This is a genomic window from Mesorhizobium sp. BR1-1-2, from assembly GCF_020165435.1.
Lineage (GTDB): Bacteria > Pseudomonadota > Alphaproteobacteria > Rhizobiales > Rhizobiaceae > Mesorhizobium.
In genome coordinates this window covers 57229-68866 of the sequence record NZ_JAIUID010000023.1, presented here as the reverse complement: position 1 = coordinate 68866, position 11638 = coordinate 57229, and the positions used below count along the sequence as shown (strand labels likewise).

Sequence of the window (11638 nt, the reverse complement as noted above, 5' to 3'; positions counted from 1 at the left end):
CATCGACAATCCGTTCGGCACGAGATTGTCACCCATGTCTTAGGTACAATACGTTACCTATGTCTCCGGGTTGTACAAACGACTGAGTGGTGAGCGCGATGGGATTCGAACCCATGACCTACTGATTAAAAGTCAGTTGCTCTACCGGCTGAGCTACGCGCTCCCGTGGGCTGGAAACGGCGCCCTCGAAATTGCGCGGAACATAGGGAGAGTGCCTCGACCGGTCAACCGGAAAAAACGGGCCACCAAGCCATGCGTTCCCGCCGTGCCGGCTCTCCCGGCCGGCCGTTTCGGCAAGGACATGCCGAACCTTTGCCAGGCAGGCGAAAGACCCTGTCGCTGCCATCGACGCCAAACCGGAGAAACATTACAAATCAGCAACTTGCCTTTTTTTCCAGGAACAATTCGGGAGCGTGCCCGTTTCCTCCGCCACAAGGGACGTCAACCTTTCAAGGAGAAGATCATGAACAAGGTCCTGTCGGGTTTGCTGGCGACCACACTGTCAGCTTCGTTCGCAGTGGCGGCTCCATGCCGGTCGAAGCCGCACCGGCCTATGTGCCGCAGCCTGCGTCGGTCTCGTCTGATGTCCAGACCGTGCAGTACAGGCCGTGGGAGCGGCGCCGTAACTTCCGCGGCGAGTTTCGCGGCAACCGCAACTTCTACCGCGACAACCGCGGAGCCTACTGGAACGGCCACCGCGGCTACCGTGAATACCGTCCAGGCTATCGCCGTCACGGCGATTTCTGGTTCCCGCTTGCTGCTTTCGCCACTGGCGCGCTGATAACCGGCGCGATCGCCAACAACCGGAACCGCGTCTATGAAGGCAATTCGCACGTGCAGTGGTGCTATGACCGTTACCGTTCGTACCGCGCCTCCGACAACACGTTCCAGCCGTATAACGGCCCGCGCCAGCAGTGCATTTCCCCCTACTGATGGGCGGCAGTGTTCGTCAGAGGGATAGAAAGTCAAAGCCCGTGCCGGAAATGGCGCGGGCTTTCTCTGGCTGGCGAAAGACCGACAGACAAGTTGTGATCAGTTGGCCCAGTTGATGGTCTTCAAGATCAAATACAGACCGCCTTGGACGCTCGGGGGGCGGTAGGCTCCCAGTGCATCGCAAATCCTGACCGTAGCGCCGGTCAGTCCCCAGCCGAGCGCTTCGAGGTGGTCGGTATCGGTCACGTAAGCCTGAGCCAGTTCATCGATGCCGTTCTCCTCCCCGAAGGATCGAACCCGCTTCGCATCGTCAAGGACCTCCCCAGGCAAGTTTGAGTTTGCCCAGGCCCAGAGCCAGTTATTGGCTCTGACACTCGTGGTGCCCGCAACCTGGATTTCGGCGGCGACCTTGACGACGCCTTCCTCCGAAAAAAGAAGCGTGCCCGCCGTCAGGTCGTAGTCATAGCGGGACCAGCTACCGAGGCGGAAATCGCGCAGGCGTGTATTCTTGGCCTTCAGCTCATCGAATGCCTCGTCGCGCCACGCTGGATACCAGTCTGGATGCTTCATTCTCCCCGCCCCGTCGCCGAGCCTTTCACAACGCTCGTTGCTATGGCACGCTTAGCGTCCTGCGAACAGCATCGCGCCACCCCGCCAGCTTGGCCGAGCGTACCGATGGTTCCATGTCCGGTCTGAAGCGCCGGTCGAGCGCCCACGTCTTGGCGAATTCCCCCGCCTTCGGCCACACGCCCGCCTTCGAGCCGGCAAGCCAGGCGGCACCGAGCGCGGTCGTCTCCAGAATGGTCGGACGGTCTACCGGGGCGTCGAGAATGTCGGCCAGCCGTTGCATGGTCCAGTCGGATGCCACCATGCCGCCATCCACCCGCAGCACCGTCTTGGCCGCCGTACCCTTCCAATCCTTGCGCATGGCATCGAGCAGATCGCGCGTCTGATAGGCCACGGATTCGAGCGCGGCGCGGGCAAACTCCGGCGGCCCCGAATTGCGGGTCAGGCCGAAGATCGCACCCCGCGCCTCGGCATCCCAGTGCGGCGCGCCGAGCCCGACAAAGGCCGGCACCAGATACACATCCTGGGTCGGATCGGCCTCGGCCGCCAGCTTGCCGCTCTGCTCAGCCTTGCCGATCACCTTGATGCCGTCGCGCAGCCACTGCACTGCGGCTCCGGCGATGAAGATCGACCCTTCCAGCGCATAGGTGGTCTTGCCGTTCAGCCGGTAGGCAATGGTGGTCAACAGCCGGTTCTTCGAGCGCACCAGATCGGCGCCGGTGTTGAGCAGCGCGAAACAGCCGGTGCCGTAGGTCGATTTCATCATGCCGGGCTCGAAACAGGCTTGTCCGATGGTCGCTGCGTGCTGGTCGCCGGCAACGCCGAGGATCCTAATCTCGGCACCAAAGAGATTTTTCTGCGTGATTCCAAAATCATCGGCGCAGTCCTTCACCTCGGGGAGCATTCTTGCCGGGATGTTCAATATGGCCAGCAGCTCGTCGTCCCAGGCGTTCTTCTCGATGTTGTAGACCAACGTGCGGGAGGCATTTGTGGCGTCGGTGGCATGCACCTTGCCGCCCGTCAGACGCCAGATCAGGAAACTGTCGATGGTGCCGGCCAGCAATTCGCCCTTCTCGGCGCGTTTCCTGGCGCCTTTCACTTTGTCCAGCATCCAGGCGATCTTGGTGCCGGAGAAATAAGGATCGAGCAGCAGGCCGGTCTTCCTGGTGAAGGTCTTTTCCAACCCCTGCTTCTTCAGCTTCCGGCATAGCGGCGCGGTGCGCCGGTCCTGCCAGACGATGGCGTTGTGGATCGGCTTGCCGGTAGTCCTATCCCAGATGACGACGGTCTCGCGCTGGTTGGTGATGCCGAGCGCGGCGACGTCCGACGCCTCCCGTCCAGCATTCTTCAACGCGCCCTTCACGGTCGCCACGACGCTTGCCCAGATATCTTCCGGGTCATGCTCGACCCAGCCGGAAGCAGGATAGTGCTGGGTGAATTCTTGCTGGCTGCTGCCGACGACCTTCATGTCGCCGCCGAACAGAATCGACCGGCTCGATGTCGTGCCTTGGTCGATTGCCAGGACAAAGCCATTCATTCGCACTTCCTCCGTCATGATACAAAGAAGGGAGACGGCAACGTGCCGCCTCCCTGAATTTCACACGGGCGCGAGCGCCCGCATAGGACAGTCCTACTTCTGCCAGCTCTTGACCAGTTCGTCATAGTTGATGGTCTGCGGCTTCTCCTTCTCGTTTTCGATCTTGAGCTGAGGAGCGAGATTGCCGGCCTTGACCGCGTCGGCGTTCCAGTAGGCAAGATCATGTTCCTCGGCGAGCTTCGGCCCGATGTCGCCCTGGACGCCGGATCTCTCGATGCGGCCCATGACCTTCTCCTGCTCGGCGCAAAGCGAATCCATCGCCTCCTGGGCGCTCTTTGCGCCCGACGAGGCATCGCCGATCGCCTGCCACCACAGCTGTGCCAGCTTTGGATAGTCCGGCACGTTGGTGCCGGTCGGCGACCATTGCACGCGGGCCGGCGAGCGATAGAACTCGATCAGGCCGCCGAGCTTCGGTGCGCGCTCCGTGAAGCTCTTGTCGTGAATGGTGGAGTCGCGGATGAAGGTGAGGCCGACATGGCTCTTCTTCACGTCCACCGTCTTGGAGGTGACGAACTGGGCGTAGAGCCAGGCGGCCTTGGCACGATCGGTCGGCGTCGACTTCATCAGCGTCCAGGAACCGACATCCTGGTAACCGAGCTTCATGCCGTCCTTCCAGTAGACGCCGTGCGGCGACGGAGCCATGCGCCATTTCGGCGTGCCATCGTCGTTCATGACAGGCAGGCCGGGCTTGACCATGTCGGCGGTGAAGGCCGTGTACCAGAAGATCTGCTGGGCGATGTTGCCCTGCGCGGGAACCGGGCCGGACTCCGAGAAGGTCATGCCCTGCGCTTCCTGCGGTGCGTAGGCCTTCAGCCAGTCGAGATACTTCTGGATGGAGTAGACGGCGGCCGGACCGTTGGTATCGCCGCCACGCGCCACGCAGGAGCCGACCGGACGCGAGTTCTGGTCGACCTTGATGCCCCATTCGTCGACCGGCAGGCCGTTCGGAATGCCCTTGTCGCCATTGCCGGCCATGGACAGCCAGGCATCGGTGAAGCGCCAGCCGAGCGACGGGTCCTTCTTGCCGTAGTCCATATGGCCGTAGACCTTCTTGCCGTCGACGTCGCGGCCGGTGAAGAACTCGGCAATGTCCTCATAGGCCGACCAGTTGACGGGAACGCCCAGATCGTAGCCGTACTTGGCCTTGAAGTCGGCCTTGTTCTTCTCGTCGTTGAACCAGTCGTAGCGGAACCAGTAGAGATTGGCGAACTGCTGGTCGGGAAGCTGATAGAGCTTCTTGTCTGGCGCGGTCGTGAAGGAGGTGCCAATGAAATCCTTCAGATCGAGATTCGGATTGGTGACGTCCTTGCCGTCGCCCGCCATCCAGTCGGTCAAATTGCGCACCTGCTGGTAGCGCCAGTGCGTGCCGATAAGGTCGGAATCGTTGACCCACCCGTCATAGAGGTTCTGGCCGGTCTGCATCTGGGTCTGGATCTTCTCGACGACGTCACCTTCCTGGATGACGTCATGCGTGACCTTGATGCCGGTGATGGCGGTGAAGGCCGGCGCCAGCACCTGCGATTCATACTGGTGGGTGGCGATGGTTTCCGACACGACCTTGATGTCCATGCCGGCGAACGGCTTGGCCGCATCGATGAACCACTGCATTTCCTTTTCCTGATCGGCGCGCGAAAGCGTCGACAGATCGCCTATTTCCTTGTCCAGGAAAGCTTTTGCCTCGTCCATGCCGGCGTAGGCGTTGCCCACGCCGAGCAGCAGGACAAGGGCGGTGGTCGATGTTAAAAATTGCCGTCGCATTGTGTTTCCTCCACGTTTTGAAAAGATTTCAAGTGCGATCTGGAGCGGTCGCCAGCAAGCGGCCGCTCCAACAGTTTCCCCCTCTATACGTAGCGGAAGACGCCGATGGCGTAGACCACGGAGAGAGCGAGAGCCCACCACAGACTGGGTCCGACAAGACCCAGCCAAGCGAGATGGATGAAGGCGCTGCCAAGCAGCGAAACGAAGAGACGGTCGCCGCGCGTCGTCTTGAAACGCAGCACGCCGATGCGCGGATTGCCGCCCGGCGAGGCATATTCCCAGACACCCATGCCAACCAGCAGCAGCGCGATGACGGCGAAGAAGGCGGCCGTCGGCCAGGTCCACGCCATCCAGGAGAAGTCGAGGTTCATGGTCACACCCTCCCCAGGGCGAAGCCCTTGGCGATGTAGTTGCGGACGAACCAGATGACGAGCGCCCCGGGGATCAGCGTCAGCACGCCTGCCGCAGCGAGCAGGCCCCAGTCCATTCCCGACGCCGACACAGTGCGGGTCATGGTAGCCGCGATCGGCTTGGCATCGGTGGTGGTCAGCGTTCGGGCGATGAGCAGTTCCACCCATGAGAACATGAAGCAGAAGAAGCAGGCGACGCCGATGCCGCTGGCGATCAGCGGCATGAATATCTTCACGAAGAAACGCGGAAACGAATAGCCGTCTATGTAGGCCGTTTCGTCGATCTCCTTCGGCACCCCGGACATGAAGCCCTCAAGGATCCACACCGCCAGCGGCACGTTGAACAGGCAATGCGCCAGCGCCACCGCTATATGCGTGTCGATCAGGCCGAAGGCCGAGTAGAGCTGGAAGAACGGCAGCGCGAACACCGCCGGCGGTGCCATGCGGTTGGTCAAAAGCCAGAAGAACAGATGCTTGTCGCCGAGGAACCGGTAGCGCGAAAAGGCATAGGCCGCCGGCAGCGCCACGGCGACCGAGATCACCATGTTCATCACCACATAGGTGATCGAATTGATGTAGCCCGAATACCACGACGCATCGGTGAAGATGATGGTGTAGTTGCGCAGCGTCGGCGCATGCGGATAGAGCGTCAGCGAATTGACGATCTCCGCATTGGTCTTGAAGCTCATATTGATGAGCCAGTAGATCGGCAGCAGCAGCACGATGATGTAGAGCGTCGGCACGATCCACCACCAGCGCGATTCCTCGCCACGGCGCCGCATGCGCCTGTCCAGCTCACTCTGCGACAGCGAACTGGCGAGTCTTTCCGAAGCGGCGGTCCCGTTCACCAGGTTGCGCTCGGTGCGTTCGTTGGCGCCGGCCATATCAGCGCTCCGCGTCGTAGTTGGTCATGACGGTATAGAACACCCACGACAACAACAGGATGATCAGGAAGTAGACCAGCGACATCGCCGCCGCCGGACCGAGGTCGAATTGTCCGAGCGCGGTCTTGACGAGGTCGATCGACAGGAAGGTCGTCGAATTGCCCGGACCGCCGCCGGTGACGACGAAGGGCTCGGTGTAAATCATGAAACTGTCCATGAAACGCAGCAGCACGGCGATCAGAAGCACGCGCTTCATCTTCGGCAATTGGATGTAGCGGAACACCGCCCAGCGCGAGGCGCCATCGATCTTGGCCGCCTGGTAGAAGGCGTCGGGGATCGAGACCAGGCCGGCATAGCAGAGCAGCACGACGAGGCTGGTCCAGTGCCAGACGTCCATGATGATGATGATAACCCAAGCGTCGAACGGATCCTGCACGTAATTGAAGTCGATGCCGAGCGCGTTGACGTAATAGCCGAGCAGGCCGATATCGTTGCGGCCGAACACCTGCCAGATGGTGCCGACGACATTCCACGGGATCAAGAGCGGCAGTGCCATCAGCACCAGGCAGACCGGCACGCCCCAGCCTTTTTTGGGCATGTTGAGGGCAATGAAAATGCCGAGTGGCACTTCGATCGCCAGGATGATGAAGGAGAAGATCAGGTTGCGCACCATGGCTTCCCAGAAGCGATCGGAATGCAGCAACTCCTCGAACCATTCGGTCCCCGCCCAGAAGAAGACGTTGTTGCCGAACGTGTCCTGTACCGAGTAGTTGACGACGGTCATCAGGGGGATGACGGCCGAGAACGCCACCAGCACGAGCATCGGCAGCACGAGGAACCAGGCCTTGTTATTCCAGGGCTTTTCCATTTACGCCCCCATCTCGACACGCCAGGAATCGGCGTAGATGTTGATGCCGGCCGGATCGAACCGCACTTTTGGATCGGCGGGAACGGTTTCGTCCTCGCCGATGACGGCGGCGATCTCGCGGCCTTCCAGACTGGCCCGCACGACCTTGTGGCGGCCCACATCCTCGATCTTGCTGACGTGGACGGCCATGCCATCGCGGCCAAGCCTGACATATTCAGGACGGATGCCGAGTTCGACGACGCCGCTTCCGGCCTTCGGCGCGCCTGGCAATTGGATGCGCTGGGAGCCAAGCGTCGCCGTCTTGCCATCGATCGCTACCGGCATGACGTTCATGCCGGGCGAGCCGATGAAGTAGCCGACGAAGGTGTGGCGCGGCCGCTCGAACAGCTCGGCCGGCGTGCCGATCTGCACGATGCCGCCATCATACATGACCACCACCTGGTCGGCGAAGGTCAGCGCCTCTGTCTGGTCGTGCGTGACATAGACCATGGTGTAGCCGAAGCGGCGGTGAAGCTGCTTCAACTGCGAGCGCAGCACCCACTTCATGTGCGGGTCGATGACGGTCAGCGGCTCGTCGAACAGGATCGCATTGACATCCGAGCGCACCAGTCCGCGGCCGAGCGAGATCTTCTGCTTCTGGTCGGCGGTCAGGCCCCTCGCCTTCTTCCTGGCCCAGTCTGCCAGGTCGATCATGTCGAGCGTCTCGCGCACCTTGCGGTCGACGTCGGCCTCCGGAACGCCGCGGTTGCGCAGCGGGAAAGCCAGGTTGTCGTAGACGGTCATCGTGTCGTAGATGACCGGGAACTGGAACACCTGGGCGATGTTGCGCTCCTGCGTCGACAGTCTCGTGACATCCCTGCCGTTGAACAGCAATTGGCCGTGCGAGGGGTGGAGCAGGCCGGAAATGATGTTGAGCAGCGTGGTCTTGCCGCAGCCGGATGGGCCTAGCAGCGCATAGGCGCCACCGTCCTCGAAAGTGTGGTGCACCTCCCGCAGTGCGAAATCCGCATCGGTGCGCGGGTTCGGCAGATATGAGTGCCTGACATGGTTGACGTCGATGCGCGCCATCGTTTTCTCCTCAGGCCGCCAGCTTTGCCGCGGCCACGGCGACGCCGTGCTGGTCGAAAACCATGATGTGACGCGGGTCGATGAACACTTCGACCACGTCGTCGGTCTCGAAATCGCGGATGCCATGGGTCAGCATCACCCAGCGCGCGTCGGCGAAATCAAGATGGATGAAGCTTTCCGATCCGGTGATCTCGGTGATGGTGACCTTTGCCCGCACCGGCACGGCACTCGCATTCGGCCGCTCGAGCGACAGATGGTGCGGCTGGAAGCCGATCGTGTAATTGCCGTCGGCAATGCCTACAAGTTCCGGCGGCACCGGCAGCTTGACGCCGCCCTCCAACAGGAAATCGGGCCCGTTCTTGGCCAGCACGATCGTGTTGAGCGGCGGATCGGCGAAGGTCCTGGCCGTCACCAGGTCGACCGGTTTGCGGAACACCTCGATGGTCGGGCCGAACTGGGTGATGCGGCCTTGCGACAGCGTCGCCGTGTTGCCACCGAGCAGCAGCGCCTCGTGCGGTTCGGTCGTGGCATAGACGAAGATGGTGCCGGCGGCGGCGAAGATCCTCGGCAGTTCTGCGCGCAACTCCTCACGCAGCTTGTAGTCGAGATTGGCGAGCGGCTCGTCGAGCAGCACCAGGCTTGCGTTCTTGACGATGGCGCGCGCCAGCGCGGTGCGCTGCTGCTGGCCACCGGATAGGCTGAGCGGCGTGCGGTCCAAATAGGGCGTCAGCTTGAGCAGGGCAGCGGCTTCACGCACCTGACTGTCGATCTTGGCCTTCTCGACGCCCGCTACCCGCAGTGGCGAAGCGATGTTTTCGTAGACGCTCATCGCGGGGTAGTTGATGAACTGCTGGTAGACCATGGCGATCTTGCGCTTTTGAACAGGCTGTCCGGTGACGTCCTTGCCGTCGAACCAGACCGAGCCGGAAGTCGGCGCGTCGAGGCCGGCCATCAGCCGCATCAGGCTGGTCTTGCCGGACAGCGTCGGCCCGAGCAGCACGTTCAGGGAGCCATGCTGGAGCGTCAGCGACACGTCGCGGATATGCTCCACCGCGCCGACCGTCTTGGTGACGTTCCTCAGTTCCAGCATGATGCCTCCTCCCCGGCCTTGTGCATCAGCAGCCCGTCATTCCGCGGCCGCGACGTGGCGGCGGCTTATGCCGCGCATGAATTCATCCAACGCCGCCGTCTGCTCGCGGCTGAAATGCAGGCCGCGCTTGGTCCGGCGCCACAGCACATCTTGCGATGTGACGGCCCATTCGTTCTCGACGAGGTAGCGCACCTCGGCCTCGTAAAGGTCGGCGCCGAAATTGCGGCCGAGGTCGGCATTCGATTTGGCAAGGCCAAGCAGCATCTGCGCGCGCGTGCCGTAGAGCCGCGTGAGCCGGCGCGCCAAACGCTGGTCGAGAAAGGGATAGGCGCTCTTCAGCCTCGCCACTTGCGCATCAAAACCGGTCGCCGCGAAATCGCCGCCCGGCAGCGGCGCATTTGCCGTCCACGGCTTGCCGCGCCTGCCGAGAAAGCCTTCGATCTTCTCCAGCATCGATTCCGACAGCCGGCGATAGGTGGTGATCTTGCCGCCGAACGTGTTGACGATCGGGGCTGTGCCCTCGCCGCCATCGGCCTTCAGCACATAGTCGCGTGTCGCCTCCTGTGCCTTCGAAGCGCCATCGTCATAGAGCGGACGCACGGCCGAATAGGTCCAGACGATATCCGACCGCTTGACGGGTTGGGCGAAATACTCGCTTGCCGCCGCGCAGAGATAGTCGATCTCGGTGTCGCTGATCTTCACGTCGTGCGGATCGCCGGGATAGTCCTGGTCGGTGGTGCCTATCAGCGTGAACTCGTCCTCGTAGGGAATGGCGAAGATGATGCGACCATCCTTGTTCTGGAAGAAATAGGCGCGTGGATCGTCGAACTTCTTCGCGATGACGATGTGACTGCCCTGCACGAGGCGGACATTGTGCACATCGTTGAGTCCGACGACGCCGGAAAGCACATGATCGACCCAGGGGCCGGCGGCATTGACCAGCAGCCGCGCCTTGACCTCTTCGGTCTCACCGGTCCGCAGGTTTTCGATCCTGATCGTCCACAGCCCGCCTTCGCGGCGCGCCCCGACCACCTTGGTGCGGGTGCGGATGGTCGCGCCCCGGTCGGCGGCGTCACGCGCGTTCAGCGTCACCAGCCGCGCATCGTTGACCCAGCCGTCGGAGTATTCGAAGGCCTTCTTGAACAATGGTTTCAATGGCTTGCCGGCAGGGTCGGTAGCCATGTCCAGGGTCCTGGTCGCCGGAAGCAATTTGCGCCCGCCAATATGATCGTAAAGGAAAAGGCCGAGCCTGATCAGCCAGGCGGGACGCAGGCCCTTGGCATAGGGCAGCACGAAGCGCATCGGCCAAATGATGTGCGGCGCGTTCTTCCACAGCACCTCGCGTTCCATCAGCGCTTCGCGCACCAAGCGGAATTCGTAGAATTCGAGATAGCGCAGGCCACCATGGATCAGCTTGGTCGAGCCTGAGGAGGTTCCGCTGGCGAGATCGTCCATCTCGGCCAGAAATACCGAAAACCCGCGGCCGGCGGCATCACGGGCAATGCCGCAGCCATTGATGCCACCGCCTATGACGAAAATGTCACGGATCGAAGATGCGTCCACCAATTCCTCCAGCAATTTCGCAATGCACCATTTGGCTCTTTTGCGAAACCGTGGCGGGATTATTTCGAACTCATAACGAATGTCAAACGAAATATCACAAGCCCGTGAAAGCGCTACAACATCCTCAATCGAGCGAGGTTTCGATCAGTTGAACCTCGGCCTCCTGGCAGATCTTGCGCACCGAGGGGATATCGCAGCGGTCGGTGATGAAGGTGTTGACCTGCGACAGATGGCCGATGCGAACCGGCGCTGTGCGCTCGAATTTGGTCCGGTCGGATACCAGGATGACGTGCCTGGCATTGGCGATGATGGCTTGCGCGACCTTGACCTCGCGAAAATCGAAATCGAGCAAGGCGCCGTCATGGTCGATTGCCGAGGCGCCGATGACGGCGTAGTCGACTTTGAACTGCCTGATGAAATCCACCGCAGCCTCGCCGACGACGCCGCCATCCGAGCCGCGAACCACCCCGCCCGCGATCACCACCTCGATTGAAGGATAGATGCGCATCCTGTTGGCAACATTGATGTTATTGGTGATGACCATGAGGCCGCTATGATCCAGCAGCGCCTTGCTGACCGACTCCGTCGTGGTGCCGATGTTGATGAACAACGAGGCGTTGTCCGGGATCAGCCTGGCGGCGGCGCTGCCGATCGCCTCCTTCTCCTCGGCGGCGATCTTGCGCCTGGCTTCGTACTCCATGTTCTCGATGCCGGAAGGAAACAGGGCGCCGCCATGGATGCGCGACAGCAACCGCTGGTCGCAAAGATCGTTGAGGTCCTTGCGGATGGTTTGCGGCGTGACGTTGAAGTGGGTGGCCAGATCATCGACCAGAACGCGGCCATGATCCTTGGCCATTTGGACGATTTCGGCATGGCGCGGCGACAGATACATCTGAAGAC

General features: G+C 61.7%; 10 protein-coding genes, 1 tRNA gene and 1 pseudogene. 1 reads left to right on the top strand and 11 read right to left on the bottom strand.

Translation table 11 applies throughout. From position 1 onward, the window contains the following. Nucleotides 1-87 precede the first annotated feature (87 nt). Nucleotides 88-163: transfer RNA gene (locus LB551_RS28655), tRNA-Lys, on the bottom strand. A gap of 300 nt (nt 164-463) precedes the next feature. On the opposite strand from LB551_RS28655, the pseudogene LB551_RS28650 reads away from it, so the two are divergent. Then, nucleotides 464-933, top strand: a pseudogene (locus tag LB551_RS28650) (BA14K family protein). 99 nt (nt 934-1032) lie between these two features. Here LB551_RS28650 and LB551_RS28645 read toward each other — a convergent pair. The 10 genes from LB551_RS28645 to LB551_RS28600 form a co-directional block, all read right to left on the bottom strand. Next, entirely contained in the window at nt 1033-1503 is a 471-nt protein-coding gene (locus LB551_RS28645; protein WP_224661291.1) for a DUF6882 domain-containing protein, read from the bottom strand. Between the two features lie 40 nt (nt 1504-1543). Next, the gene (glpK, locus tag LB551_RS28640) at nt 1544-3037 is read right to left on the bottom strand and encodes a glycerol kinase GlpK (RefSeq protein WP_224661290.1); all 1494 of its coding nucleotides are present in this window, start codon (nt 3035-3037) and stop codon (nt 1544-1546) included. 93 nt (nt 3038-3130) lie between these two features. Next, a complete protein-coding gene (locus LB551_RS28635; protein WP_140548283.1) occupies nt 3131-4855 on the bottom strand; it encodes an ABC transporter substrate-binding protein in 1725 nt (574 codons plus the stop codon). Nucleotides 4856-4938: 83 nt separating this feature from the next. After that, nucleotides 4939-5226 (bottom strand): DUF2160 domain-containing protein, encoded by a 288-nt coding sequence (locus tag LB551_RS28630; RefSeq protein ID WP_140638226.1) that lies wholly within the window; start codon nt 5224-5226, stop codon nt 4939-4941. A 2-nt stretch (nt 5227-5228) separates the two neighbouring features. Beyond that, nucleotides 5229-6149: a carbohydrate ABC transporter permease gene (locus tag LB551_RS28625; RefSeq protein WP_140498790.1), complete on the bottom strand. Its 921-nt coding sequence runs from the start codon at nt 6147-6149 to the stop codon at nt 5229-5231. 1 nt (nt 6150) lies between these two features. Further along, the gene (locus tag LB551_RS28620) at nt 6151-7017 is read right to left on the bottom strand and encodes a carbohydrate ABC transporter permease (RefSeq protein WP_224624677.1); all 867 of its coding nucleotides are present in this window, start codon (nt 7015-7017) and stop codon (nt 6151-6153) included. After that, nucleotides 7018-8085, bottom strand: a complete 1068-nt coding sequence (locus LB551_RS28615) for an ABC transporter ATP-binding protein (protein ID WP_224661289.1) — start codon at nt 8083-8085, stop codon at nt 7018-7020. It abuts the gene before it with no gap. Nucleotides 8086-8095: 10 nt separating this feature from the next. Further along, nucleotides 8096-9175, bottom strand: a complete 1080-nt coding sequence (locus LB551_RS28610; RefSeq protein WP_224624679.1) for an ABC transporter ATP-binding protein — start codon at nt 9173-9175, stop codon at nt 8096-8098. Between the two features lie 36 nt (nt 9176-9211). Next, the gene (glpD, locus tag LB551_RS28605) at nt 9212-10738 is read right to left on the bottom strand and encodes a glycerol-3-phosphate dehydrogenase (RefSeq protein WP_140498798.1); all 1527 of its coding nucleotides are present in this window, start codon (nt 10736-10738) and stop codon (nt 9212-9214) included. Between the two features lie 124 nt (nt 10739-10862). Further along, a complete protein-coding gene (locus LB551_RS28600; RefSeq protein WP_140515319.1) occupies nt 10863-11630 on the bottom strand; it encodes a DeoR/GlpR family DNA-binding transcription regulator in 768 nt (255 codons plus the stop codon). Between the last annotated feature and the right edge of the window lie 8 nt (nt 11631-11638).